Source organism: Streptomyces adelaidensis (genome assembly GCF_016598475.1).
GTDB classification, from domain to species: Bacteria; Actinomycetota; Actinomycetes; order Streptomycetales; family Streptomycetaceae; genus Streptomyces; species Streptomyces adelaidensis.
The window spans coordinates 34,052-60,456 of record NZ_JAEMUX010000030.1; the positions used below are offsets into that span (position 1 = coordinate 34,052).

A 26,405-nucleotide genomic window follows, 5' to 3' on the forward strand; every position below is an offset into this window, starting at 1 on the left:
CCTGCTCGACCGCGGGCCGGACGTCGTGGGTCCCGGTCGTGGTGCCCCTCCATCCCCGTGCGCCCGGCCCCGTCAGCGAGGCGAGCGACGTCGAGACGGCCGAGCGGCCTCAAGACATCAGAGCCACTGGTGAACTCGAGTTCGCCAGGGCGCGACCTCATACGTAGGGCACGGATGCCCTGAAAGGAAGTGGACGGGACGATGGACAAAGTCATCGCCTCAGCCCCCGAAGCCGTGGCGGACGTCCCTGACGGGGCCTCCCTGACAGTCGGCGGCTTTGGTTTGAGCGGGGTCCCGGACATCTTGATCCAGGCCCTGTACGACACCGGTGTGACAGGACTGGACGTGTTCTCGAACAACTGCGGCGCCCTGGACTCCGGCCTCGCCGTGCTCCTCGCCGCAGGCCGGATCGCGCGGGTGACCGGCAGCTATATCGGCGGCAACCAGGAGTTCGCCCGTCAGTACCTGGGCGGCGAGATCGAGCTGGAGCTGATCCCCCAGGGCACGCTCGCCGAGCGACTGCGGGCCGGGGGCTGCGGCATACCGGCCTTCTACACCCCGGCCGGCGTCGGCACCCTGGTCGCCGACGGCGGCCTGCCGTGGCGGTACGACGGTGACGGCGGCATCGCCGTCGCCTCACCGCCCAAGGAGGTCCGCGAGTTCGCGGGCGGTGACTACGTCCTGGAGCGCGGGATCACCACCGACTTCGCCCTGGTACGGGCGGCGAAGGGGGACCGCTACGGCAACCTGGTGTTCAGCAAGTCCGCCCGCAACTTCAACCCGCTGGCGGCCATGGCCGGCCGCATCACGATCGCCGAGGTCGAGGAGCTGGTCGAGCCGGGCGGCATCGACCCGGACCAGGTCCATCTGCCGGGCATCTTCGTGCAGCGAGTGGTGGCCCTCAGCCCCGACCAGGCCGCCGACAAGAAGATCGAGAAGCTGACAGCCATCCCCAGGGACCGGGAGGTGCGGGCCTGATGGCTTGGACACGCCATGAAATGGCCGCCCGCGCGGCCCATGAGCTGCGCGACGGCGAGTACGTCAACCTGGGCATCGGCCTGCCGACCCTGATCCCGAACCACGTGCCCGAGGGCGTCCATGTAGTGCTGGAGTCGGAGAACGGCGTTCTCGGCACCGGCCCCTTCCCCTACGAGGACGAAGTCGATCCCGATCTGATCAACGCGGGCAAGGAGACCGTCACGGTGCTGCCCGGTGCGGCGTTCTTCGACTCGGCGCTGTCCTTCGGCATGATCCGCGGCGGCCACATCGACACCGCCGTACTCGGCGCCATGCAGGTCTCCGAGCGGGGCGACCTCGCCAACTGGGCGATCCCGGGCCGGATGGTGACCGGCATCGGCGGAGCCATGGACCTCGTCCACGGTGCCCGTCGGGTGATCGTCACCATGACGCACACCGCGAAGGACGGCAGCCCGAAGATCGTCCAGGAGTGCGACCTGCCGCTCACCGGGAAGGGCTGCGTGGACCGGATCATCACCGACCTGGCCGTCCTCGACGTGACCGACGGCGGTCTGGTCCTCGTCGAGACCGCACCCGGTGTCACGCATGAGGAGGTCGCCGCGAAGACGGCGGCGAAGGTGATCATCCCCCACGAGATCGCCTGCCGACCCTGCTGAACGGGAACGTCGCCGATGCTGTCGGCACCCCGACCGCCCGGTACGGCGGCGCGCTGCTCGTAGGTGTGCCGCCGTACCGGGCGGTCGTTTCATGGAGAGGTTCTGCTGGCCCCAGTGGGGTTCGGGCCTGGCGGAGGTGATCCGTGGGTCGCCGGCCCCCGCGATGTCTGATCGCCGACGCTGTTGCCTGCCGGTCTCGCGGCACCGGTTCCTGACGGACTTCTTCGGCCGGACAGAAAACCGCCGCAGCCATGCGTCGGCATGGCTGCGGCGGTGGGGAAACTGTCCGGTCGTGCGCGACGGCCGTCGAAACGGCGCGGCGCGTTCAGGGCGCCCCGGTGCGAGCGGTGGTGTCACACTCCCCAGTCGTCGTTGACGGTGACCGCGTCGGCGATACGGAACCGGCCGCCAGGCACCAGCGGCGTCGTGGGCTCACCCAACTCGACGACGTGCTTGCCGAACTTGGGAGCCAGCGGGCGGCCGACGTCCCGCTTGAGCCACAGACGCAGCAGATGCCGACGACGCTCAGGCTCCGGGTGGTCGACGTAACTGGTGCGTGAGTGCAGCGCGGCGTAGTTGAGCAGCCACTGCACGTCCCCCGGCTGGAAATCCATGTCGATCGGCAGGCCCGGCTCCTGCGAGATCTCGTCGAAGAGGTTGATGGCCGCGACCTGGTCGGGCGTCAGTTGCGGGACACCGGGGTACTCCTGGGCGCTGAAGATCATCGAGTTGCCCGCGTAGGTGCTGAAGACTCCGTCGACGTAGCCGATGATCGGCGAGGTGTACGTCAGTTCCGGAGAGTCGGGGTCCTGACGCCGCCAGTCCCAGTGGTACGTGTCGAAGAGCCGAGGAGCGAGGTCCGGCCGGCGGCGCAGCATCTCGTTGTAGATCGTGGTGCCGCTGACCAGGCTGGAGGCTCCACCCTCCTTGGCGCCGCGCAGGCACATGAGGGCGACGACGTCGGAGCTGTCCGAGTGGAACGGCAGCCGGTCCCGTACGCGGGAGGGCAGAGCCCCCTCGTCGGACAACGTCTTGTTGGAGGTGGCGATCACGTGGTCGAGCAGGTCCCCCCGCTGGTTCTGCCCGATCGGCTGGCCCAGGTGCAGTCCCATGACGAAGAAGACGGCGGCGGCCATGGCGTCGCCGTACTCCTCGGTGCGCAGGCCGCGCACCAGGACGAAGCCGCGTCCGGCGTCCATCTGGGCTGCGCACTCCTCGTTGAGTGCGCAGCAGGCGTCGAACGGGTAGTCGGCGGCGGTGACGGTGCGCAGGTCGGGGTTCTCGGCGACGAAGCGCCGTCCCAGCGCCTCCAGCTCAGCGCGCTCGGCGTCGCTGAGCACGTAGATCCATGCGGTGGACCTCGACAACTCCTCGCCGCGCCAGGCGGACGGCCCGGAGATCGGCTGAAGGCCGACAGTGGTGGTCATGATGGTGCGCTCCTCGAAAATGCGGTGAAAGCCCGTGGGCGAAGACCCGACGGACGACGAAGCTCTCGGTGCGGCGGGTGTTCGTCGCTCGGCGACGAACGGCACTCGGAACACTCAGAACGGGGTCTGAGGCTCGCCGGCGGCCGTACCGGGGCGCAGTCCTTCCCGTGGCGGGAAGTAGCTGAGCGGCTCGTCATAGGTTCGGCGGCCAGCGCACGACACGAGCAGAACGCCGATCAGGGCGACTGTCTCCATGCTGGTTCCGTCCTTTCGAGAAGTGCCTCAACCGTAGGTGAGAGCAGAATGCGAGTCAATAGGCGTGACGATGTCTCGTATTGCAGTACACGCGCGTCGTCTGTTCCGCCGCACCCGTCCAGGCGAGTGGGAGCAGGCCCGCCGCCTGCCAGGCGGAAGAGGAAGCGCCGGGTCCGCTGTCACCGCCGGGCTGTTCGCCGGTCCGTACATTGCGTAGGTCGTCGCGGGACTGGTGGGCGAAGACGAGACGGCCGTCCTGGTGGACCCGATGGTGACCACCGGGGCCCGGTCGCCGATCTTGCCGCCCATGGCCTGGCATTGGTCGAACAGTTCGCTGCCGGGTTCGTTCTGGACGCCGAGCCAGGTCTGGTCGTCCCCGCCGTGCACGACGACATCGAGCCGGCCGACCTGGCCGAGGGTGGGCCCCCGGCGTGTCTTGGTAGTGCCGGCGAGGCGGCGTTCGCCGGTCCAGCTCATGCAGGCGTTGTCCTGTGCGCACCCCGTAGTGAGAGCTGCCGCAACCTGGGATGGCTTGCAGGGGGCTGTCACGGAAGGGACGGCGTGAGCCGGGCGGTCTGCCGACAGAGCGACTTGCCGAGCCGCATGCCCAGCAAGATCGAGGTGGGCCCGGAGTCCGGCCGCCGGCTGTGGACCGGTAGCTGTAATCGGGAGGGCCCGTCCGGCTACGGCACCGTCGCCTCCAGGGGAAGACGCAACTCGTTCACCGTGTGGTGTTCAAGCTGCTGGTTGGGGAGATCTCGGAAGGCTTTCAGGTGAGTCACGCCGAGCCACGGGCACCCCACCACACTCGATGGTGCAATCCGCATCACCTGGAATCCGTGACGGGGGAGGAAGCTCTTCGGTGCCGGGACTGGGATAGGGCATGCGCCCGCAGGACCCACTGCCCAAACGGTCACGAGTACACGTCGGTGAACACGCACCACGACCCCCCCGGGCTTTCGGCAGTGCCGGGCCTGCCGTAGCGAGAGAGACAAGAGCCGTTAGGTTTGGGACCCGCATGTGAGATCCCGTGAGAGATGAGAGGGTCTGACGGGTGAGCGAGACACTACCGAACACCCTGCAATACCGCTTTGACGGGCCAGAAGACGCCCCAGTCCTGATCCTGGGCCCTTCGCTCGGTACCACATGGCACATGTGGGACCGGCAGATCCCCGAACTGGCCAAGCAGTGGCGGATCTTCCGCTTCGACCTGCCCGGCCACGGCGGCGCGCCCGCGTACCCCGGCGGATCGGTCACCGAACTGGCGTCCCGGCTGCTGGCCACGCTCGACGCCGTCGGCGTACAGCGCTTCGGCTACGCCGGCTGCGCGCTCGGCGGCGCCATCGGGACCGAGCTGGCGCTGCGTCATCCCGAGCGCATCGCCTCGCTCGCGCTGATCGCCGCCTCGCCCCGCTTCGGCACGGCCGACGAGTTCCGCCAGCGCGGAGTGATCGTACGGACGAACGGTCTCGACCCGATCGCCCGTACGTCCCCGGACCGCTGGTTCACCGCCGGGTTCGCGGCGGCGCAGCCCGCGATCACCGAGTGGGCCGTGCAGATGGTCCGCACCACCGACCCCGGCTGCTACATCGCCTCCTGCGAGGCGCTCGCCTCGTTCGACGTGCGCACCGAACTCGGCCGGATCGGCGTCCCCACCCTCGTCCTCGTCGGCTCCGACGACCAGGTCACCGGCCCGGCCGAGGCCCGCACCCTCGTCGCGGGCATCCCGGACGCCCGTCTCGCCGTCGTCCCCGGCGCCTCGCACCTCGTCCCGGTCGAACAGCCCGCGGCGGTCACCGACCTCCTCGTGCGCCACTTCTCCACGGCCTGGCAGCCCGCCTACGACTCGACCACCGGCCAGGTCGCCATCCCTGCGGCCCCGGTCAAGCCGGCCATCGCCGCCGTCCCGCCGCAGACCGGGCCGGTCGCCGAGATCGCCCCGGCCGCCGCCCAGCCCGAGGCGATGGGCAGACCGGACCCGTACGACGCCGGACTCAAGGTCCGCCGCGAGGTGCTGGGCGATGCGCACGTCGACCGGGCGCTGGCCACGGCGGACGAGTTCTCCGGCGACTTCCAGGAGTTCATCACCCGCTACGCCTGGGGCGAGATCTGGGACCGGCCAGGCCTCGACCGGCGCTCCCGCAGCTGCGTCACGCTGACCGCCCTCGTCGCCGGCGGACACCTGGACGAACTCGCCTTCCACACCCGCGCCGCCCTCCGTAACGGCCTCACCCCCAACGAGATCAAGGAAGTCCTCCTCCAGGCCGCCGTCTACTGCGGCGTACCGGCCGCGAACAGCGCGTTCAGGGTGGCCCAGCAGGTCATCCGCGAGGAGACCACCCCCGAGGAGTGAGGGCGGTGATCGACGGCCGCAGGCAGGATGGACCCATGAAACTCACGCTCACGAAGAAGTCGCATGCCTGCGTCCGCCTGGAGAAGAACGGACGCACGCTCGTCATCGACCCGGGCGGGTTCAGCGAGCAGGACGCCGCGGTCGGCGCGGACGCCGTCCTGGTCACACACGAGCACCCCGACCACTTCGACGAGGGACGGCTGCGGGCGGCCCTGGAGGGCAACCCGGCCGCCGAGATCTGGACCCTGCGGTCCGTCGCCGAGAAGATCGCCGCCGCCTTCCCCGGCCGGGTGCACACCGTCGGCCACGGCGACACGTTCACCGCCGCGGGCTTCGACGTCCAGGTCCACGGCGAACTCCACGCCGTCATCCACCCCGATCTCCCGCGCATCACCAACGTCGGCTACCTCGTCGACGACGGCCGCGTCTTCCACCCCGGCGACGCCCTCACCGTCCCCGACCACGCCGTCGAGACGCTGATGCTCCCCGTCATGGCACCCTGGAGCAAGATCTCCGAGGTCATCGACTACGTCCGCGAACTCAAGCCGCGACGCGCGTACGACATCCACGACGCCCTCCTCACCGACCTCGCCCGCCCCATCTACGACCGCCAGATCGGCGCCCTCGGCGGCGCGGAACACCTGCGCCTCGCCCCGGGCACCTCGGCGGACGTCTGAGGGACGCCCCCGACCTCGGTGGATGCCCGGGTGACGACCGGGCGGGACCGGCGTTGTCAGACCCGCCCGGTAAGTTGTGAGGCATGCGCATCGCGACCTGGAACGTGAACTCGATCACCGCCCGCCTCCCGAGGCTCCTGGCCTGGCTGGAGAGCAGCGGCACGGACGTGCTCTGCCTCCAGGAGGCCAAGATCGCCGAGGACGGCTTCCCGTTCGAGGCGCTGCGCGAGAAGGGTTACGAGGCGGCGGTGCACGCCACGGGCCGGTGGAACGGCGTGGCGGTGATCTCCCGCGTCGGTATCGAGGACGTGGTCAAGGGCCTGCCCGGCGACCCCGGTTACGACGGCGTCGTGGAGCCCCGCGCCCTCTCCGCGACCTGCGGCCCGGTCCGCGTCTGGTCGGTGTACGTGCCGAACGGCCGCGAGGTCGACCACCCGCACTACGCGTACAAGCTCCAGTGGTTCGAGGCCCTCAAGGCCGCCGTCGCCGGTGACGCGGCCGGCAGCCGCCCCTTCGCCGTCATGGGCGACTACAACGTGGCCCCGACGGACGACGACGTGCACGACGTCGCCGCCTTCGAGGGCCTCACCCATGTCACCCCCGCCGAGCGCGCCGCCCTCGCCTCCCTCCGCGAGGCCGGCCTCTCCGATGTCGTCCCGAGGCCCCTCAAGTACGAGCACCCCTTCACGTACTGGGACTACCGGCAGCTCTGCTTCCCCAAGAACCGAGGCATGCGCATCGACCTCGTCTACGGCAACGAGCCGTTCGCGAAGGCCGTGAGCGACTCGTACGTGGACCGGGAGGAGCGCAAGGGCAAGGGCGCGTCCGACCACGCGCCGGTCGTGGTGGACCTGGACCTGTAGCCGTCACAACAGGCCGAGGTCCACCGACTCGGCCAGCGCCGCCAGCCCCGCGTCGCCCGGATGCAGATGGTCCCCGCTGTCGTACGCGGGCAGCATCCGCGCCGGGCGGTCGGGGTCCCGCAGCACCGCGTCGAAGTCGAGGACCCCGTCGAAGTCCTCGTTGCCCCGGATCCACTCGTTCACCGCGACCCGCTGGGCATCGGCGGCGGCCGTGCACCGGGTCTCTCCCTCGCACGGAGCGATCGTCGCCGCGAGCGTCCGCAGCCCGCGCTCGTGCCCCCGGGCCGCGATCTCCCGTAGCCCGGTGACGACCTCGTCCGCCGTCGCACCCCAGCGGACGTCGTTGACGCCCTGGAAGACGACGACGCTGCGGGCCGAGGTCTGGGCGAGGACGTCGCGGTCGAGGCGGTGCAGGGCGCTCACACCGCCCGTGTCGGTGGAGACGCCGTCGCCCGGATAGCGGTCGGTGACCACCCGATTCGCCGAGATCCCCTGGTTGAGGACGCCGTAGCGCGGGACCTCGTCCTGGGCCAACAGCCGCCTCGCCAGCACATCGGGCCACCGCCGGTTCGCCCCGGCCGTCGACTTCTCCCCGTCGGTGATCGAGTCCCCGAGAAGCACGACGGAGCCCGGCCCGCCGCCCACATCCACCCCCGTCAGCAGTGGCCAGGCCGTGACCGCCGAGGTGTACGCCGTCGCCGAGCCGTCGCCCGCGTGGTCGCCCGGCTCGCTGACGTACGAGGTCTGCTGGGCGAGCCGGTGCACGGGCGCCGCCGTGACGGTCCCCGGCAGATGGAAGCTCACCAGCAGGTTGGTGTCCGGCGGCACCTCGAAGCCCAGCGGGTCACTGAACTCCTGTGCGCCCGCCGGGATCGCGGTGCCCGCCGCACCCCGGAACGACAGCGGCACCGGCGCGCTCCGGGCGGCGGCCCCCACCCCCTGCAACGCCACCGTCGCGCTTGCGACCCGTACCGGCGCGGACGCGAACGTGTTGTCGAGCCGGATGCGCACCCGGGGCCCGCCCGCCGAGGTGTGGACGACCAGTCGCAGCGTCCGGTCGGTCCAGGGCCCGACCGCCGTGTGACCGGAGGTGGACGCGGCCCAACTACCCGTCCAGCCGCGTGACTCGGGCCGCACCGCCAGGGCGAACACATGCAGGTCCCGGTTGCGCGGCAGGGTCACGGAGGCGACCTCGCGGCCACGCGCGATCGGCACGGTGACGACGTACAGGCGTGCCTTCTCGGTGAGTTGGCCGTCGGGCGTGTTGATGTGGGGGAGCGCGACGGCCTTGGTGGCGAGTGGGCCGGTGCGCCAGTCCGGCGCGGTCAGGCGGTACGTGGAGCGGGCGCCGCCCGCGTAGCGGACCGTGCCGGTGCCGGTCGCGTCGGTGCCGGCCGTGCCGGCGACGAGGAGGGCGAGGGCGTCGCCATGGCCCCGCACGCGCACGGACTGGCCCGCCGCGCGTACGTTGTCGGGCTCGCCCGCCGTGCGGCGCGGCCACGTCAGGCGGGCGCCCTGAACGGTCAGCGCCCGCCAGGGCGTCCATCCCGCGGCCGTCAGGTCGGCCGCCGAGAGGGAGCCGCCGGCGCCGTCGAAGTCGGCCTCGGCGGGCCGCGCGTCGTGGCTGACCGCCCGGTTGTCGAAGAGGCGTTCCAGCGGCGCCGGTTCGGTCACCCCTCCGTCGGCTGCGCGGGCCGAAACGGCGGGTGCGACCGCCGCCAACAGACCCAGTACAACGGCCGTTCCCCAGACGCGTCGGCGCACGCGTGACCCCTCCCGCTCGCTGATGACGATGATGGCGACGATGACGATGAGACATCGATACAACGATGAGACGACAGATGCGCCACGAAACTAAAGAGCCGTCATGGGCCCGTCAATGAGGCGTGCGCGAACGCGGGGTGAATCCCCGGCGAACAGGCGGTACCCGCGCGCCTGTGGTGCGAAGGGGGGTGCGAATGACACGCTGACCGCATGAACATCTCTTTCCTGGGCAACTGGCGCAAGAGGCGTGACCCCGCCTTCGGGGTCGCGGTGTTCACCGGCGGCGACAGCGGCGACGGCGGTGACGACGACGGTCACCAAGCCCTCGCCGAACTGCTCTCCGAATGCGAACTGCTGCGCGCGCAGGCCGAACAGGCCGGGGTCGAACTCGACGATTCCACCGCCTCGTTGGAGGCGCTCGACCAGCTCGTCCCGCGCTGGCGCGACGACGAGGAGACCGCGGCCTGGCTCGGGAACGACGCCGGGCTCTACCTCGGCACGGTCGTCGTACGCGCTGTCCCCGGCGCCCGCTGGGAGATCTGGCCGAACGGACAGCCCGTGGTCCGACTGGCCTCCGGCCGGGAGGTCGACGTGGTCGAGGCGGGCCAGGAGTGGGCCGCCAGCGGCGTACCGGAGCTCTCCCAGTTGTATGCCGAGGTCGCGGAGGGATGACCGCACAATACGGCTAATTCCCGAAAGTGCGTGTTCCCGTATAGAGGCAACTTCCGTCCGGATAGTTTGCGGCATCTGCGGCACGGCGTGCGGCGGCACAACAGGGCACAACACGACACGGCACAACACGACACGGCACAACACCACACGGTCGAGAGTGACTGGGGCGGGCAGGGCATGGCTGTCGATCCATTGATCGAGATGCACGACGTGAACAAGTACTTCGGCGAGTTGCATGTCCTGCAGGACATCGACCTCACCGTCGGCAAGGGCGAGGTGGTCGTGGTCATCGGCCCCTCGGGGTCGGGGAAGTCGACGCTGTGCAGGGCCATCAACCGGCTGGAGCCGATCCGCTCCGGCACGATCCTGCTGGACGGGCAGCCGCTGCCGGACGAGGGCAAGGCCCTTGCGGCGCTCCGCGCCGACGTCGGCATGGTCTTCCAGTCCTTCAACCTGTTCGCGCACAAGACGGTCCTGCAGAATGTCTCGCTCGGTCAGATCAAGGTCCGCAAACGGAAGAAGGAGGACGCCGACAGACGCTCCCGCGAACTCCTCGACCGGGTCGGCCTTTCCGACCAGGCACCGAAGTACCCGGCGCAGCTCTCCGGCGGCCAGCAGCAGCGCGTGGCCATCGCCCGCGCCCTCGCCATGGACCCCAAGGTGATGCTGTTCGACGAGCCGACCTCGGCCCTCGACCCAGAGATGATCAACGAAGTCCTCGAAGTCATGCAGCAGTTGGCGCGCGAGGGCATGACCATGGTCGTCGTCACCCATGAGATGGGTTTCGCCCGCTCCGCCGCCAACCGTGTCGTCTTCATGGCCGACGGCCGTATCGTCGAGGACCGCGACCCGGACGGGTTCTTCACCACCCCGGAGAGCGACCGGGCCAAGGATTTCCTCTCCAAGATTCTCAAGCACTGACCACCCCCACTGGACCGGGCGCGGGCCTCGACTACGATGAGCGGTTCATCCACTCGGGGGTGACCGGGGCCATGGACGCCGCCCCGGCCGAACCGGTGACGCTGCTGCCAGGCGCGCAGTAGCCAGGGGCCAGGCCCGCCCGGCGGCAGCCGGAGATCACTGCTCGCGCAGCGGGATCGACACGTACGACGGGTCGTTCGGCGGCGAGGAGAAGGTCAGCTGCGCGCCGGACGGGTTGTGCTCGATGTAGAGCGGGTCGACCGTGTCGACGACCAGGGCGAGACGGTGGCCCGCCGGAACGTCGTAGGCCGTGGAGGACAACTCCAGGTCCACGCCGAACGGTGTGCCGGGCGTCTTGCCGTGGAAGGTGTACGGCGCGTTACTGACCAGCTTGCCGAGGCCGAGCGGGCCCACGTCGTAGAGGTAGGCGACGAGGGTGCCGCTCTCCTTGGTGGCCGTGACCGTGGTGTGCAGATTCGCGGTGCCCCGGACGGCCTGGGTGCTCGGGTACTTCTCCGACTGCCACACGGCCGCCCAGCGGCGCGGCAGCAGCGGTATCGAGGCGACCGGCGGGAGCTGGGCCAGCTGGTCCAGGATGCTGGACAGGAAGACGACCCCGCCGTTCGCGCCCGAGTCGACGTTCGCGCGGATCGTGGTGCCGCTCGTCAGGGCGATCTTCTTGCGGGTCGCGGCGACCGACTTCCAGTCCGGATACCCTTCGTACGCGCCGCCGGTACGGGACTTGAGCTGGACGGGCTGCTCGCGGTCGATGCCGTTGGCCGTGCCCTTGAGGTGGTGGTCGAGCCAGCGCCGGGTGTCCGTCCACACGTCGTTGGGCAGCCCGAGCAGGCCGGTCAGCTCCGTGGTGGCGTGGTCGCCGGGGCGCAGCTCCAGCCGTTTCGGGCCGGTGAGCTTCTCGTAGAAGTCGGCGTACTGGTTGGGCGGGAAGATCGAGTCGCCCCAGGCGTTGGCGAGCATGACGGCCGTGCCGTTGGTGTTGAGCCGGTCCACATAGGTCACGGGGGAACGTTTCTTCCCCCAGGCGAGCATGTCGCCCTCCTTGGCCAGGTTGGACGCGTAGAAGTCCTTGAAGATCTGCTGGACTTCGGGCCCCTGGCGGCCGGTGATCCGTCCGGCGCCGTCCAGCAGTCCGGCCGCCTGGACGTGCTGCGTGCGGCCGGAGTAGATCGACTCGATCAGGTCCGCCCAGCCGCTCAGCGCCGCGACCGCCTTGACCCGCCGGTCGTGCGCGGCGGTGAGCAGGCTGATGCCCGCGCCGTACGACAGCCCCGCCATGCCGACGTGCCCGGCGTCGGCCGGGGTGTTGGCGAGGGCCCAGTCGATCACCTTGGAGGCATCGGCTATGTCGGGTGGTCCCGCGACTTCTATGAACCCGCCGGACTCCCAGAAGCCCCGGACGTTGTAACTGACCACGACATAACCGGCGTCCGCCAGCTGCCGCGCCTGGGCCAGGTACTCGATCTGGGGCAGGCCCCAGCTCGTGGGCAGCACGACCAGCGGGTACGCGCGTGAAGTGTCGGCGGGGGCCACGACGTTGGCCTTGAGGACGATGCCGCCGTCGCCCCTGATGTCGACGAAGCGGGTGGTGGGCGGGCTCGTCGAGGCCGCCTGGGCGGCGGGGGCGAGGCCGAGGGCCGTGCCGGCGACCAGGGTGGCCGAGACGGCGCCCACGGCGCTCGTGCGCAGGGCCTTGGTGGTACGCGATGTGGTGCCGTGCGGGTGTCTCACGGGTCACTCCTCACTCGTGTAAGTGCAAAGTGACCCGACGGTAACCGGCACCCCTTACCAGAGGTAACTCCCCAGTAAGTTACGTGACGGTAACGTTTGGCTCGGGCTATGAGGCTCGGTGCGAGATCTGTTCCGGTACCGACGGCGCCGGGGCCTGGGCCGCGCGGGTGACGTCCCCGACGAGTTCGACGACATCGGGGCCGTACGCCTGGGAGTTGACGACCTTCAGGAGGAGGACGAAAGTGCCGGTGCCGTACTTGCGGTGCAGGCGCTCGTGGTGGCGGGCGAGGTAGCGGGTGGCGGCCTGGTTGGTGATCGCCCGCTGGCCGCAGAAGAGGAAGACCGGCCGCGACTGGTCGGGCTGGCCGGTGGTGATCCTGGCCAGGATGACGTGCTCGGTGACGCCGGGGTCCAGGCGGTAGCGCTCGCCGCCGATCTGGAAGGCGGCCCGGTCGGGGCCGGGCTCGGGGGCGAGGTTGAAACGTATGCCCGGCAGCATGGCCGCGATGTGGGCCGCCATGCGGCGGTTCGAGCCGGGTCCTCCCACGCAGAATTCGGTGCGCTCGCCGAACCCCTGCTGGGCCGCGTCCTGGGTGATCATCTGCGCGTGCGAGCCGCAGTCCTTGATCAGCGCGGAGAGCTCCAGCAGCGCGAACACGTCGAAGCGATGGACCGCGAGGTCCGCGCTGGACGGATCGCGGTTGACCACCAACAGGGACTCGGAATTCTCCGGCAGCCCGAAGAACGTCTGCTTGCGGCGGAGCTTCCGCTTCCACAGGTATGTCCGGACGAACCAGCCCAGCGAGGCACTGACCCCCGCCGCGATCACGCCGAGGACGATATTGCGCACGTCGTCATTCATGGGCGCGCATGGTAGCGGGCACGGCCGAACAGTGCCCGAATCTCTATCCGAATCCCTGTCCGAATTCGCCGTTGGCCCAGACATCGCTGACGGGGTCATGGCAGCCGCGTTACTCTGCGCGGACGGTCCCTGACTGGAGGTACGGATGCGTCTGCGTCGCCCTGTCGCGCGGAAACTGGCTGTGCTGGCGGCTACGTCCGCCGTGGTGTCGATGGGGGCGGCCCCGCCGACCTCCGCCGCGACGGACCCCGTGGAGAAGGTCCCGGTCGCCGTCGGCTACGGCGGTGCCGTGTCCAGCGTCGATCCGGATGCCTCCGCCGCCGGCATCGAGGTGCTCCGCAAGGGCGGCAACGCGGTGGACGCCGCCGTCGCCACGGCCGCCGCGCTCGGCGTCACGGAGCCGTACTCGGCGGGCATCGGCGGAGGCGGCTACTTCGTCTACTACGACGCCAAGTCCCGTTCGGTGCACACCATCGACGGCCGGGAGACCGCGCCCCTGAGCGCCGGCGAGGACCTCTTCCTGGAGAACGGCACGGCCATCCCGTTCGCGGAGGCCGTCACCAGCGGGCTGAGCGTCGGCACGCCCGGCACGCCCGCCACCTGGCAGACCGCACTGCGGAGTTGGGGCAGCAAGCCGCTCGGTAAGCTGCTGAAGCCCGCCGAGAAGCTCGCCCGCGACGGGTTCACCGTCGATGCGACCTTCCGCGCCCAGACCGCGTCCAACGAGGCCCGGTTCCGGAACTTCCCGGCCACGGTCGACCTGTATCTGCCCGGCGGCGAGCTGCCGGTGGTCGGCTCGACCCTGAAGAACCCCGATCTGGCCCGTACCTACGCCGAGTTGGGCCGCGAGGGCGTCGGCACCCTCTACCGGGGCGACCTCGCCGAGGACATCGTCGACACGGTCAACGAGCCGCCGGTGGACCCGAGTTCGGGCTACAACGCCCGACCCGGCGATCTGACGGCCGCCGACCTCGCCGCGTACCGCACCAAGCTCCAGGCGCCCACGAAGGCGTCGTACCGGGGTCTCGGCGTGTACGGGATGGCCCCCTCGTCGTCCGGTGGCACGACGGTCGCCGAGGCGCTCAACATCCTTGAGCGGACCGACCTTTCGAAGGCGAGCGACGTCCAGTACCTGCACCGCTACATCGAGGCCAGCCGTATCGCGTTCGCCGACCGTGGCCGCTGGGTGGGCGACCCCGCCTTCGAGGACGTACCGACCAAGGAACTGCTGTCGCAGAAGTACGCCGACTCGCGTGAGTGCCTGATCAAGGACGACGCGGTCCTCACCAGTCCCGTCGCGCCGGGTGACCCGCGCGATCCGGCGGCCTGCTCGGCGGGCGGTACGGCGGCCCCGACGACGTACGAGGGCGACAGCACGACCCACCTCACGGTCGCCGACAAGTGGGGCGACGTGGTCTCGTACACCCTCACCATCGAGCAGACCGGCGGCAGTGGCATCACCGTGCCGGGCCGTGGCTTCCTGCTCAACAACGAGCTGACGGACTTCTCCTTCACCCCGGCCAACCCGGCCGTGCACGACCCGAACCTGCCGGGGCCGGGCAAGCGGCCCCGCTCGTCGATGTCGCCCACGATCGTGCTGGACAAGCACGACAGGCCCGTCGTGGCGCTCGGTTCACCGGGCGGCGCGACCATCATCACGACCGTGCTGCAGACACTGACCGGCTTCGTCGACCGGGGCCTGCCGCTGGTCGACGCGATCGCCGCGCCGCGCGCCAGCCAGCGCAACCAGACCACCACGGAACTCGAACCGGGCCTGTGGAGCAGCCCCCTGAAGACCGACCTCGAAGCCATCGGCCACGGCTTCCGGCAGAACCCCGAGATCGGCGCCGCGACCGCCGTCCAGCGCCTGCCCGACGGCAAGTGGCTGGCCGCCGCCGAGACGGTACGGCGCGGGGGCGGCGCGGCGATGGTGGTGCACCCGGCGAAGTAGGCGGGCCGCGTCAGGACGCGGCGAACGCGCCGACCGTGGCGGCGGACCAGGAATACTCGATCTCGTCGAGCACGAGGTCCGCCGTCAGCCGGACCGGTCGCTCGGCCGTGCGCACGCCACCCTGACGTTCGTAGAAGCCGATCGCCCGCTCGTTGCCCCGCAGCACCTCCAGGTAGACGTCCCGGCCCGGATGCTCGGCCGCCGCCCAGCGGAAACCGTGGCGCAGCAGGCGGCCGCCGATGCCGGTGCCGAGATGCCCCGGCCGGGCATGCAGGTTGTCCACGTGGACACGGCCGTCCGCCGCCACGACGAGATGGATGAAGCCGCGCAGCTCCTGCCCCTCCTCAGCCAGGAGCAGCCACCGCCCCTCGGGGTCGGCGGTCCGGGCACGCCACTTGGCGAGATGCTCCTCGCGCAACGGCCCGTCGAGGTACGCGCCGGGCATCAGCTCGGCGTACGCGGTCCGCCAACTGGCGGTGTGGAGCGCGGCGACGCGCTCGGCGTCGGTGGTCGTGCCGTTCCTGAAAAGCATGGCCAGAGGGTAGACCGGGGTGTTTCGAGAGGTGCGGGGGAATGGGCTAGCGCTCGGTGAGAATCCGCGGCCCCGCGTCCGTGATCGCGACCGTGTGCTCCGCGTGGGCCGCCCGGGACCCGTCGTTCGTCCGGAGCGTCCAGCCGTCGGGTGCCTCGTGGTATCCGTCCGTGCCTCCGCCGATCAGCATCGGCTCGATGGCCAGCACCATCCCGTGCCGCAAGCGCATCCCCCGCCCGGGGCGCCCCTCGTTCGGCACACCCGGATCCTCGTGCATATGGCGCCCGATTCCGTGCCCGCCAAATCCGTCGGGAATCCCGTACCCGGCGGCGCGGCACACGGTGCCGATGGCGTGCGCGATGTCGCCGATGCGGTTGCCGACCACGGCGGCCCCGATGCCCGCCGCGAGGGCGCGCTCCGCGGTCTCGACGAGCCGCAGGTCGGCCGCGCGGGGCTCGCCCACGACGAAGCTGATCGCCGAGTCCCCGGCCCAGCCGCCCAGTTCGGCGCCGAAGTCGAGGGAGACGAGGTCGCCGTCGCGCAGCCGGTACGACGTCGGGATGCCGTGCACGATCGCGTCGTTCACCGAGGCGCAGAGCACCGCGGGGAAGGGCGTGGGCGCGAAGGCGGGCCGGTAGCCCAGGAAGGGCGACGAGGCGCCCGCCCCGCGCAGCACCTCGTGTGCCACCTCGTTCAGTTCGAGCAGGGAAACGCCCACGTCGGCCGCCTTCCGCGCGGCGGTGAGCCCTCGCCCGACCACCTGCCCGGCCTCGTACATCGCGTCCATCGACGCGTCCGTCTTCAGTTCCACCATGCCAATTACTATACCGCTCGATGCCCAATTAATATACCGGTCCATCGGTGGGGATCGGTATTAGAATGGGGTCATGGTGCGTACCCCTCTGACCCCCGAAGAGCGCGAACGCGGCGAGCGGTTCGGCCGGCTGCTGCGTGACGCCCGCGGTGGCCGCAGCATGACGGAGGTCGCCGCCGGTGCGGGCATCTCCGCGGAGACCCTCCGCAAGATCGAGACCGGCCGCGCCCCCACCCCGGCCTTCTTCACGATCGCCGCCCTCGCCCGCACGCTGGACCTGTCCATGGACGCACTGGCCGCGCAGTGCGCCGTGGCGCCGGCCGCGGCAGCGGTGGTCTGACGTGTTCGAGGGGCCGGTCAAGGGCCCGCCGCCGCGCCGTGGCCGGAGCATCGCCGTAATGGCCGGAACTCCTGAACGCACAGCCGTCACCCAGGCGCGCACAGCACACTGCGTCCACTCTGAAAACTTCGCGTAGCCGTTCTGTAACACAACTGGTGTTTTCTAACGGACCGGAGCACTCCAGTCTGCCGGGGAGTATGCAATGGCTGTGGATCAACTCCCCGGTGAAGTGCGGGAGTTCTCGGGTTACCTGAACAAGCTGATGACCAAGCTCGACCAGGGCGGCGGTTGGTGTGCCGTTTTCTGGCAGCGCGACCCCGAGGGCATGCGGGCCTGCCTCGACGGCCTGGAGGTGCCGCCCTGGGATGTCGTGGAAGCGCTCATGCACGACCTCAACACCGCGTACGGTCCCGCCGCCGCGGCCCAGGAGACCGCGCGCGCCCGCGCCCTGCACGGCGCCTCGCTCGCCGCGTACGACGCCCGGCCCGGCGGCCGTGACGCCCTCGGCGGCCGGCTGGACGTGATGATCCGCGAACAGCGCCACGCCGGCGAGCGCACCGTCGAACTGAGCCGCCTCCTCCAGGGCGCCACCACCCAGCAGGAGGCCGATTCGATCCGCCTGGACCTGGCCTGGGCCCACGACGACCACGAACGCGCCACAGCCCGCTGCACCGAGCTGCGCACCCGCATCGAGGAGTGCGACGCCCGCGCCCCGCACGACCCCGTGCGGGGCGCGGCGCGCTTTCCGGCGAACGCCGCCGGGGACGGCTTCTGGGTGCCGGAGGCCGAGGAGCGCGGCGACGGCCGTACGCACACGGAGCAGCGGACCGGCGGTCGTACGCAGGGCAGCCGCGACCCCGACAGCACCGCGCACGACGGCTACGCGGACGCCTTCCCCCACCCCGACGCAACCGCCCGGACCACCGCGGAGCCCCAACACCGCGGCCCCGGCCAGGAACCCTCCGCCCAGGCGCCCGCCAAGCAGCGCCCCAAGCGCCGCCCCCGAGGGGGTGCCCGCTTCGCCGGGGCCGCCGAAGCCGAGGAGGCACCGCCCGCCGTCGTCCCGGAGGCGGCGCCCGGGCCGGCCGCGGGGCGCAAGGGACGGGCTCCCCGGGGCGCCCGCTACGCCGGTGTCGCGGCGGAGGCCGAGGCGGCGGCGCCGCAGAAGCAGGCGCGGGAGCCGCTCGACGACGAGGCGCGCCGGGAGGTCGCCGGGACCGTCGAGCGGTTGCTGCGGCTGCGCGGGGAGGGGCGCAGCGGGGAGGCGCACGCCCTGCTCGTGGAGGCCGCGTACTGGCCCGCCGCCCGCTTCCCGCTGCTCGCGGCCGGCCTGCACCGCGCGGGACTGAGCGCCGACTGGGCGACCCTGCTGTGGGAGGCCGGCTCGCTGCCCCCCGACCGGCTGGTCGCGGTCGCGGACGCCCTGCACGCCGTGGGCCGCGCCACGGACGGCGAACAGATGCTGCGGCAGGGCGTCTCCCGGCCCGCCGAGGAGATCGGCGAGGCGGTGCTCGGGTTCGCCACCGAGGGGCGCGAGCGGGAGGCGCGTGCGCTGCTCGACGTATATGTGCACATGCGTACGCCGGAGGAGGCGGCGCGCAGCGCGGCGCCGGATCCGCAGCGGCTCACGCCCCTCGTCCTGGCGGCGGCGCGCGGCGTCTCGGAGGACCGCTACCGCGAGGTGGTGCACGCGCTGCGCGTGGCCGGACTCGGCTGACGGACACCCCCGGCGGGACGGGGCTCGGCGGGTTCGCCACGCGGGGCACCTGGGTAATCACCCACTGGAGTGCGAAACGTGATCGACTCGGCCGGTTAACGGCGATGGTCTTGCCCAGCCCGTCGACGGGGCTTACTTTCAAGCCTCTACGGCCTGCGTCTACGGGCGTAGAGGCTCGCTGACGTCCCTGTCGAAGGAGCAGCTGACATGGCCAACGTCGTACGCGCCGCCCTGGTCCAGGCCACCTGGACCGGCGACACCGCATCCATGGTCGCCAAGCACATCGAGCACGCCCGCGAGGCGGCCCGGCAGGGCGCCAAGGTGATCGGCTTCCAGGAAGTCTTCAACGCGCCCTACTTCTGCCAGGTCCAGGAGCCGGAGCACTACGCCTGGGCGGAACCCGTGCCCGACGGGCCGACCGTCACACGGATGCGGGAACTGGCCCGCGAGACCGGCATGGTGATCGTGGTCCCGGTCTTCGAGGTCGAGCAGTCCGGCTTCTACTACAACACCGCGGCCGTGATCGACGCCGACGGCACCTACCTCGGCAAGTACCGCAAGCACCACATCCCCCAGGTCAAGGGCTTCTGGGAGAAGTACTACTTCAAGCCCGGGAACCTCGGCTGGCCGGTCTTCGACACGGCCGTCGGCAAGGTCGGCGTCTACATCTGCTACGACCGCCACTTCCCGGAGGGCTGGCGCCAGCTCGGCCTGAACGGCGCCCAGCTCGTCTACAACCCTTCCGCCACGCACCGGGGTCTGTCCGCCCACCTGTGGCAGCTGGAGCAGCCCGCGGCAGCCGTCGCCAACGAGTACTTCATCGCCGCGATCAACCGGGTCGGCGTCGAGGAGTACGGCGACAACGACTTCTACGGCACCTCGTACTTCGTCGACCCGCGCGGCAAGTTCGTGGGCGAGGTCGCCGGCGACAAGGACGAGGAACTCGTCGTACGGGACCTCGACTTCGACCTGATCGAGGACGTACGACAGCAGTGGGCGTTCTACCGTGATCGTCGACCCGACGCCTACGAAGGACTGGTACAGCCGTGACCAACGAACTGCTCGGACGGCACAAGGCCGTCATGCCCGACTGGCTCGCGCTCTACTACGCCGACCCGCTGGAGATCGCCCACGGCGAGGGACGCCATGTCTGGGACACCGAGGGCAACAAGTTCCTCGACTTCTTCGGCGGCATCCTCACCACGATGACGGCGCACGCGCTGCCCGAGGTCACCAAGGCGGTGAGCGAGCAGGCCGGGCGGATCATCCACTCCTCGACGCTCTATCTCAACCGGCCGATGGTCGAACTCGCCGAGCGGATCGCCCAGTTGTCCGGCATCCCGGACGCCCGCGTCTTCTTCACCACCTCCGGCACCGAGGCCAACGACACCGCGCTGATGCTGGCGACGACGTACCGGCGGAGCAACCAGATCCTGGCCATGCGCAACAGCTACCACGGCCGCTCCTTCAGCACGGTCGGCATCACCGGCAACAAGGGCTGGTCGCCGACCTCGCTGTCCCCGCTCCAGACGCTGTACGTGCACGGCGGCGTCCGGACCCGCGGCCCCTACGCCGACCTGAGCGACGCCGAGTTCATCAAGGCCTGCGTCGCCGACCTGGAGGACCTGCTGGGCCATGTCCGCCCGCCGGCCGCGCTGATCGCCGAGCCCATCCAGGGTGTCGGCGGCTTCACCGCACCGCCCGACGGCCTCTACGCGGCCTTCCGCGAGGTGCTCGGGCGGCACGGCGTGCTGTGGATCTCGGACGAGGTGCAGACCGGTTGGGGCCGCACCGGCGACAACTTCTGGGGCTGGCAGGCGCATGGCCAGAACGGGCCGCCGGACATCCTCACCTTCGCCAAGGGCATCGGCAACGGCATGTCCATCGGCGGCGTCGTCGCCCGCGCCGAGATCATGAACTGCCTGGACAGCAACTCGATCTCGACCTTCGGCGGCACCCAGATCACCATGGCCGCGGGCCTCGCCAACCTCGCCTATCTGATCGAACACGACCTCCAGGGCAACGCCCGGCGCGTCGGCGGACTGCTCATCGAGCGGCTGCGGGCGATCACCGCGCAGATTCCCGAGGTGAAGGAAGTACGCGGCAGGGGACTGATGATCGGCATCGAGCTGGTCAAGCCCGGCACCGACGAGGCGAATCCCGAGGCCGCGTCCGCCGTCCTCGAAGCCGCCCGCCGGGAGGGCCTGCTGATCGGCAAGGGCGGCGGTCACAACACCAGCGCGCTGCGCGTCGCACCCCCGCTCTCGCTGACCGTCGCCGAGGCCGAAGAGGGCGCCGAGGCCCTCGAACGTGCTCTGCGGAGCATTCGGTAACACCAGATGTGAGGAAGACGGCCATGAGCACCGCCTTGGAACCCGCCCTGTCGGTACGCCAGGTCCTCAACCTGGACCGGGTGCTCGCCGGAGAGCCCGAGGTGGTGGCCGGTGCCGGTCAGCTCGACCGGCCCGTGCGCTGGGTGCATGTGGCCGAGGCCCCCGACGTGGGCGTGATGCTCACCGGCGGTGAGATGGTCCTCACCACCGGGGTCCTGCTCGCCGGGGACGAGGACGCCCAGGCCGAGTACATCCGTTCCCTGTACCGGTCCGAGGCCGCGGCGGTCGTCCTCGGTCTCGGCCGGGCCTTCCCGACGCCGCCCGACGTGATGCGCCGGGCGGCCGAGCGGTGCGGGCTGCCCATGGTGGTGCTGCACCGGCCGTTCCCCTTCGCCGAGCTGACGGAGGAGGTCCAGTCCAGGCTCGTACGGCGGAAGTTCGCGGCCGTGAGCCTGTCGGAGGCCGTACGGACCGCGCTGACCGGGCTCATCACCGCCGGCGCCCCGCTGCAGCGGCTGCTCGACGAGATCGCCCAGCACGCGGGCTGTCCCCTCGTCGTCACCAACCTCGCCCACCGAGTCCTCGCCACGGCGGGGGAGCGGTCCGCGGTCGACGACGTGCTGCGCGACTGGGAGCGGATCTCCCGGCAGGCGGGCGGCAGCGAGGGCGACGGCTGGGCGCGCGCCGAGCTGGGCGGGCGCGGGGAGCGCTGGGGGCAGATCGTGCTGTGCGGCTACCGCGGCGACACCGCCACCGGGCGGCTGCTCGCCGACCGGGCCGCCGAAGCGCTCGTACTGCACCGCATGCTCGGCGGCTCGGCGCACTCCTGGGAGGAGCAGTCCGCGCAGAGCCTGCTGACGGACCTGGTCTCCGGGGTCGTACCGGCCCGGCAGCTGCTGCCGAGGGCGCGGGCGGCCGGGCTCCCGGTCAACCGCCGTACGTTCGTGCCGCTCGTCGTGCGGGACGGTGACCCGGCCCAAATCGACCGTGTCCTGCGGATGCTGGGGCTCTCCGGGCTCGTCGCCGAACTCGCCGAGGGCGCCACCGCCGTACTGCTCAGCCTCGCCCGGGACCAGGACGCGGCCGCGCTGACCGCGCACTTCGCGACCCGGCTGCGGTCGGAGTCGGGGGTGCGTGGGACGGTCGTCGCGGCGGCGGAGCCGCGGACCACCTGGGAGGACGTGCCGGGCGGGGTGCGTGAGGCGCGGCATGTCGCGGACGCCGTCGCCCAGTCGTCGGCGGCCGGGCTCGATCTGCCGGTCGTCGTGCGGCTGCGGGACGTCCATCTGCGCGGTCTGGTCCGGCTGTTGCGGGACGACCCGTATGTGCAGGCCTTCGCCGAGCGCGAGCTGGACGGGCTGCTGTCCGGCGACCGGCACGCCGAGCACGAACTGCTGCCCGTCCTGCGGACCTATCTCGCCACCGGCCGCAACAAGTCCCGCACCGCCCAGCTCCACCACGTCAGCCGGCCCGCGCTGTACCGCCGCCTGGAAGCGATAGAAGCCCGCCTCGGCGTGGACCTCGACGACTTCGAACAGGCCGCCTCCGTCCACATCGCCCTCCTCGCCCACGACGCGCAACAGCGCTGAAACATCCCCCGACCTGCGAAAACGCCGGTGAAACATGCGCCCACGAAGAGGTGACACGGTGGAACGCGAAACGCCCGCAGACGTGACACCGTGCAACTCAAACCCGCCATCGGGACTTCCTAGGCTCCTGGGGCGGGCGTCGGTAGTCCCGTCTGCCCTGCGACGCCCGGCACGCTCCCCCATTCTCGGCTCCGCTCGAACGGGAGGGGCCCCCACCGCCGCACCGGGCACAAGCCCAAGTACATCCAGTACGAGGTCTTGCGCCCGGCACGCCGAGAGCACGCACCGGACGCCGCAGGGCCCGCCCTGCGGGCGGACGACGGGACTACCCACGCCCGCCCCAGCACACCCAGTTGACCGGAGGTCCCGATGAGCAGAGTCATCCGTGCAGCCATCTTCCAGACGGCCTGGACCGGGGACAAGGAGTCGATGATCCAGGTCCACGAGCAGGCCGCCCGTGACGCGGCGGCCCAGGGTGCGCAGGTCCTGTGCTTCCAGGAACTGTTCTACGGGCCCTATTTCTGCCAGGTCCAGGACAAGGCGTTCTACGAGTACGCCGAGCAGATTCCCGACGGCCCGATCGTCAAGCGCTTCCAGGCGCTGGCCAAGGAGCTGGGCCTCGTCCTCGTGCTGCCGATGTACGAGGAGGAGCAACCGGGCGTCCTCTACAACACCGCCGCCGTGATCGACTCGGACGGCAAGTACCTCGGCAAGTACCGCAAGCACCACATCCCGCAGGTGCCCGGCTTCTGGGAGAAGTTCTACTTCCGCCCCGGGAACGCGGGTTGGCCGGTCTTCGAGACCTCCGTCGGCCGGATCGGCGTCTACATCTGCTACGACCGGCACTTCCCGGAGGGCTGGCGCGCGCTGGGCCTCGAAGGCGCCGAGATCGTCTTCAACCCGTCGGCCACCTCGCGCGGTCTGTCCGCCTACCTGTGGCAGCTGGAGCAGCCGGCGGCGGCCGTCGCCAACGAGTACTTCATCGGCGCGATCAACCGGGTCGGCGTCGAGGAGCTCGGTGACAACGACTTTTACGGCACGTCGTACTTCGTCGACCCGGAGGCCCAGTTCGTCGGCGAGGTGGCCTCCGACAAGGAGACCGAACTCGTCGTCCGTGACCTGGACCTGGCCAAGCTCCGCGAGGTCCGCGACCGCTGGCAGTTCTTCCGCGACCGCCGCCCGGACGCGTACGCGCCGCTGACGGCGCCGTAGCAACGCACTACCCGCGCCCCTTTGCCTTTTGCTTTCAGGGGGCGCGGGGAACTGCGCGACCAGCCACGACGAACCCGCACTCGACCACCACCGAACGGAGCGTGACCAAATGACCGGCCGTACACTCATCCGCGGCGGTCTCGTCATCACCGCGTCCGACGAGATCCACGCCGACGTTTTGATCGAGGACGGCCGAGTCGCCGCCCTGGCCGCCGCAGGCACCCCCGTCGCGGAGACCTGGACCGCCGAGCGCACCATCGACGCCACCGGCAAGTACGTGACCCCGGGCGGCGTCGACGCGCACACCCATATGGAACTGCCGTTCGGCGGCACGTTCGCCTCGGACACCTTCGAGACCGGTACCCGGGCCGCCGCCTGGGGCGGTACGACGACGATCGTCGACTTCGCCGTGCAGAGCGTCGGTCACACCCTGCGCGAGGGCCTGGACGCCTGGCACGCGAAGGCGGAGGGCAACTGCGCGATCGACTACGCCTTCCACATGATCGTGTCCGACGTGAACAAGGCCACGCTCAAGGAGATGGACCTGCTGGTGCAGGAGGGCGTCACCTCCTTCAAGCAGTTCATGGCCTACCCCGGCGTCTTCTACAGCGACGACGGCCAGATCCTGCGCGCCATGCAGCGCTCCGCCGACAACGGCGGCCTGATCATGATGCACGCGGAGAACGGCATCGCCATCGACGTGCTGGTGGAGCAGGCGCTGGCGCGAGGGGAGACCGACCCGCGCTACCACGGCGAGGTCCGCAAGGCGCTCCTCGAGGCCGAGGCCACCCACCGCGCCATCAAGCTCGCCCAGGTGGCCGGCGCGCCCCTGTACGTCGTGCACGTCTCGGCGATGGAGGCGGTCGCCGAGCTGGCCAGGGCGCGTGACGAGGGGCTCAACGTCTTCGGCGAGACCTGCCCGCAGTACCTGTTCCTCTCCACGGACAACCTCGCCGAGCCGGACTTCGAGGGCTCCAAGTACGTGTGCAGCACGCCGCTGCGGCCTCGCGAACACCAGGCCAAACTGTGGCAGGGGCTCAGGACGAACGACCTCCAGGTCGTCTCCACCGACCACTGCCCCTTCTGCTTCGTCGGCCAGAAGGAGCTCGGCCGGGGCGACTTCTCCAAGATCCCCAACGGGCTGCCGGGTGTCGAGAACCGAATGGACCTGCTGCACCAGGCGGTCGTCGACGGGCACATCACGCGCCGCCGCTGGATCGAGATCGCCTGCGCGACCCCGGCCCGGATGTTCGGCATGTACCCGAAGAAGGGCACCATCGCGCCCGGCGCGGACGCCGACATCGTCATCTACGACCCGCACGCCGAGCAGATCATGTCCGCCGAGACGCACCACATGAACGTCGACTACTCGGCGTACGAGGGCAAGCGCACCACCGGCCGGGTCGAGACGGTCCTCTCGCGCGGCGAACCCGTCATCACCGAGCGGGAGTACACCGGACACGCCGGGCACGGCGTCTACACCCCCCGCTCCACCTGTCAGTACCTCAACTAGGAGCGGAGCCCATGGACTTCGGACTCGTCCTGCAGACCGACCCGCCGGCCTCGCGTGTCATCGAGCTGATGAAGCGCGCCGAGAACAACGGCTTCACCTACGGCTGGACCTTCGACTCCGCCGTGCTGTGGCAGGAGCCGTTCGTCATCTACAGCCAGATCCTGTCGAGCACCACGAAACTGACGGTCGGCCCGATGGTCACCAACCCGGGCACCCGCACCTGGGAGGTCACCGCCTCGACCTTCGCCACGCTCAACGACATGTTCGGCAACCGCACGGTCTGCGGCATCGGCCGCGGCGACTCCGCGATGCGCGTCGCGGGCCGCACGCCGAACACGCTGGCCCGGATCAGCGAGGCGATGAAGGTCATCCGCGCGCTGGGCTCGGGCCAGGAGGCCGACCTCGGCGGCACGGTGATCAAGTTCCCCTGGATCAGGGAGGACGCCGAACTCCCGGTCTGGATGGCCGCGTACGGCCCCAAGGCCCTGAAGATGACCGGTGAGGAGGCCGACGGCTTCATCCTCCAGCTGTCCGACCTGTACCTCACCGAGTACATGGTGAAGGCGGTCAAGGACGCGGCCGTGGCCGCCGGGCGCGATCCCTCCGAGGTGAAGATCTGCGTGGCCGCCCCCGCGTACATCACCGAGGACGACTCGCCTCAGGCGCTGGCCCACGCGCGCGAGCAGTGCCGCTGGTTCGGCGGCATGGTCGGCAACCACGTGGCCGACCTTGTGTCCAAGTACGGCGAGCACTCCGCGGCCGTACCGGACGAGCTGACCGACTACATCAAGTCCCGCGAGGGGTACGACTACTCGCACCACGGGCGCGCCGACAATCCCGACACCGCGTTCGTGCCGGACGAGATCGTCGACCGGTTCTGCGTCATCGGCACCCCCGAGATGCACATCGAGAAGCTGAACGCGCTGCGCGCGCTGGGTGTCGACCAGTTCGCCGTGTACGACATGCACGACGCGCAGGAGGCGGTGATCGACGCGTACGGCTCGACGGTCATCCCCGCGCTCAACGGCTGACCCGGGGTTCCCGCCCAGGTCAGCCCCTGCAACAATCCGGAACGAACTGCTCCGCTACACGACACCCACGACACCCACGACCTCGGGCGGCCCCCACGCCCCCCACCTTGACTCCCTCCCCGGCCGTCCCCGGGGAGGGGCCCAAGGCCTCCGCACGGCCTTTCTCTCCCGTCCCGCCTCCCTGATTGGCCTGCCC

The 26,405-nt window shown here is 70.6% G+C and carries 23 protein-coding genes; 16 read left to right on the forward strand and 7 right to left on the reverse strand.

Going from position 1 to position 26,405, the window contains the following annotated elements:
• Positions 1 to 201 precede the first annotated feature (201 nt).
• Together I8N67_RS19130 and I8N67_RS19135 are read left to right on the forward strand one after the other, a co-directional pair.
• On the forward strand, positions 202 to 978 hold the full coding sequence (locus I8N67_RS19130; protein ID WP_200304358.1) for a CoA transferase subunit A: 777 nt from the start codon (positions 202 to 204) through the stop codon (positions 976 to 978).
• Positions 978 to 1,634: a CoA transferase subunit B gene (locus I8N67_RS19135; protein ID WP_200304359.1), complete on the forward strand. Its 657-nt coding sequence runs from the start codon at positions 978 to 980 to the stop codon at positions 1,632 to 1,634. Before I8N67_RS19130 ends, I8N67_RS19135 begins: the two co-directional genes overlap by 1 nt.
• Before the next feature lie 353 nt (positions 1,635 to 1,987).
• Here I8N67_RS19135 and I8N67_RS19140 read toward each other — a convergent pair whose 3' ends face one another.
• The gene (locus tag I8N67_RS19140; protein WP_200304360.1) at positions 1,988 to 3,061 is read right to left on the reverse strand and encodes a TauD/TfdA family dioxygenase; all 1,074 of its coding nucleotides are present in this window, start codon (positions 3,059 to 3,061) and stop codon (positions 1,988 to 1,990) included.
• 114 nt (positions 3,062 to 3,175) lie between these two features.
• Positions 3,176 to 3,316 carry a hypothetical protein gene (locus tag I8N67_RS19145; protein WP_020277398.1) on the reverse strand — a complete coding sequence of 47 codons (141 nt, stop codon included), beginning with the start codon at positions 3,314 to 3,316 and terminating at the stop codon, positions 3,176 to 3,178.
• 1,054 nt (positions 3,317 to 4,370) lie between these two features.
• Here I8N67_RS19145 and pcaDC point away from each other — a divergent pair.
• The 3 genes from pcaDC (at position 4,371) to I8N67_RS19160 (ending at position 7,209) form a co-directional block, all read left to right on the forward strand.
• A complete protein-coding gene (gene pcaDC, locus I8N67_RS19150; protein ID WP_200304361.1) occupies positions 4,371 to 5,669 on the forward strand; it encodes a bifunctional 3-oxoadipate enol-lactonase/4-carboxymuconolactone decarboxylase PcaDC in 1,299 nt (432 codons plus the stop codon).
• A 35-nt stretch (positions 5,670 to 5,704) separates the two neighbouring features.
• The gene (locus tag I8N67_RS19155; RefSeq protein ID WP_200304362.1) at positions 5,705 to 6,346 is read left to right on the forward strand and encodes an MBL fold metallo-hydrolase; all 642 of its coding nucleotides are present in this window, start codon (positions 5,705 to 5,707) and stop codon (positions 6,344 to 6,346) included.
• Between the two features lie 83 nt (positions 6,347 to 6,429).
• Positions 6,430 to 7,209: an exodeoxyribonuclease III gene (locus tag I8N67_RS19160; RefSeq protein WP_200304363.1), complete on the forward strand. Its 780-nt coding sequence runs from the start codon at positions 6,430 to 6,432 to the stop codon at positions 7,207 to 7,209.
• A gap of 3 nt (positions 7,210 to 7,212) precedes the next feature.
• Here I8N67_RS19160 and I8N67_RS19165 read toward each other — a convergent pair whose 3' ends face one another.
• Complete coding sequence (locus I8N67_RS19165; protein WP_200304397.1) at positions 7,213 to 9,003, reverse strand: SGNH/GDSL hydrolase family protein; 1,791 nt, start codon at positions 9,001 to 9,003, stop codon at positions 7,213 to 7,215.
• 180 nt (positions 9,004 to 9,183) lie between these two features.
• Between I8N67_RS19165 and I8N67_RS19170 the strand changes: the two genes are divergently transcribed.
• Both I8N67_RS19170 and I8N67_RS19175 read left to right on the forward strand, forming a co-directional pair.
• A complete protein-coding gene (locus I8N67_RS19170; RefSeq protein WP_200304364.1) occupies positions 9,184 to 9,645 on the forward strand; it encodes a DUF6278 family protein in 462 nt (153 codons plus the stop codon).
• 177 nt (positions 9,646 to 9,822) lie between these two features.
• A complete protein-coding gene (locus I8N67_RS19175) occupies positions 9,823 to 10,566 on the forward strand; it encodes an amino acid ABC transporter ATP-binding protein (RefSeq protein ID WP_200304365.1) in 744 nt (247 codons plus the stop codon).
• A 156-nt stretch (positions 10,567 to 10,722) separates the two neighbouring features.
• On the opposite strand, the gene I8N67_RS19180 is transcribed toward I8N67_RS19175, so the two are convergent.
• Both I8N67_RS19180 and I8N67_RS19185 read right to left on the reverse strand, forming a co-directional pair.
• Complete coding sequence (locus I8N67_RS19180; protein ID WP_200304366.1) at positions 10,723 to 12,315, reverse strand: CocE/NonD family hydrolase; 1,593 nt, start codon at positions 12,313 to 12,315, stop codon at positions 10,723 to 10,725.
• A 106-nt stretch (positions 12,316 to 12,421) separates the two neighbouring features.
• Complete coding sequence (locus I8N67_RS19185) at positions 12,422 to 13,177, reverse strand: hypothetical protein (protein WP_200304367.1); 756 nt, start codon at positions 13,175 to 13,177, stop codon at positions 12,422 to 12,424.
• Between the two features lie 145 nt (positions 13,178 to 13,322).
• Between I8N67_RS19185 and ggt the strand changes: the two genes are divergently transcribed.
• Positions 13,323 to 15,128, forward strand: coding sequence for a gamma-glutamyltransferase (gene ggt, locus I8N67_RS19190; RefSeq protein ID WP_200304368.1), 1,806 nt, complete (start codon positions 13,323 to 13,325; stop codon positions 15,126 to 15,128).
• A 10-nt stretch (positions 15,129 to 15,138) separates the two neighbouring features.
• Here ggt and I8N67_RS19195 read toward each other — a convergent pair whose 3' ends face one another.
• Together I8N67_RS19195 and map are read right to left on the reverse strand one after the other, a co-directional pair.
• Positions 15,139 to 15,660: a GNAT family N-acetyltransferase gene (locus tag I8N67_RS19195; RefSeq protein WP_200304369.1), complete on the reverse strand. Its 522-nt coding sequence runs from the start codon at positions 15,658 to 15,660 to the stop codon at positions 15,139 to 15,141.
• Positions 15,661 to 15,706: 46 nt separating this feature from the next.
• Positions 15,707 to 16,474, reverse strand: a complete 768-nt coding sequence (gene map, locus I8N67_RS19200) for a type I methionyl aminopeptidase (protein ID WP_200304370.1) — start codon at positions 16,472 to 16,474, stop codon at positions 15,707 to 15,709.
• A gap of 73 nt (positions 16,475 to 16,547) precedes the next feature.
• Between map and I8N67_RS19205 the strand changes: the two genes are divergently transcribed.
• From I8N67_RS19205 to I8N67_RS19240, 8 genes are all read left to right on the forward strand, one after another.
• Positions 16,548 to 16,814, forward strand: coding sequence for a helix-turn-helix domain-containing protein (locus I8N67_RS19205; protein WP_200304371.1), 267 nt, complete (start codon positions 16,548 to 16,550; stop codon positions 16,812 to 16,814).
• Positions 16,815 to 17,016: 202 nt separating this feature from the next.
• On the forward strand, positions 17,017 to 18,531 hold the full coding sequence (locus I8N67_RS19210; RefSeq protein WP_200304372.1) for a hypothetical protein: 1,515 nt from the start codon (positions 17,017 to 17,019) through the stop codon (positions 18,529 to 18,531).
• Between the two features lie 207 nt (positions 18,532 to 18,738).
• Positions 18,739 to 19,581: a nitrilase-related carbon-nitrogen hydrolase gene (locus tag I8N67_RS19215; protein ID WP_200304373.1), complete on the forward strand. Its 843-nt coding sequence runs from the start codon at positions 18,739 to 18,741 to the stop codon at positions 19,579 to 19,581.
• Entirely contained in the window at positions 19,578 to 20,864 is a 1,287-nt protein-coding gene (locus tag I8N67_RS19220; RefSeq protein WP_200304374.1) for an aspartate aminotransferase family protein, read from the forward strand. Before I8N67_RS19215 ends, I8N67_RS19220 begins: the two co-directional genes overlap by 4 nt.
• A gap of 23 nt (positions 20,865 to 20,887) precedes the next feature.
• Positions 20,888 to 22,453 carry a PucR family transcriptional regulator gene (locus I8N67_RS19225; RefSeq protein ID WP_200304375.1) on the forward strand — a complete coding sequence of 522 codons (1,566 nt, stop codon included), beginning with the start codon at positions 20,888 to 20,890 and terminating at the stop codon, positions 22,451 to 22,453.
• Positions 22,454 to 22,822: 369 nt separating this feature from the next.
• Positions 22,823 to 23,665, forward strand: a complete 843-nt coding sequence (locus I8N67_RS19230) for a nitrilase-related carbon-nitrogen hydrolase (protein ID WP_200304376.1) — start codon at positions 22,823 to 22,825, stop codon at positions 23,663 to 23,665.
• A 109-nt stretch (positions 23,666 to 23,774) separates the two neighbouring features.
• Positions 23,775 to 25,178 (forward strand): dihydropyrimidinase, encoded by a 1,404-nt coding sequence (hydA, locus tag I8N67_RS19235; protein ID WP_200304377.1) that lies wholly within the window; start codon positions 23,775 to 23,777, stop codon positions 25,176 to 25,178.
• An 11-nt stretch (positions 25,179 to 25,189) separates the two neighbouring features.
• Positions 25,190 to 26,209: a TIGR03842 family LLM class F420-dependent oxidoreductase gene (locus tag I8N67_RS19240; protein ID WP_200304378.1), complete on the forward strand. Its 1,020-nt coding sequence runs from the start codon at positions 25,190 to 25,192 to the stop codon at positions 26,207 to 26,209.
• The last annotated feature ends 196 nt before the right edge of the window (positions 26,210 to 26,405 follow it).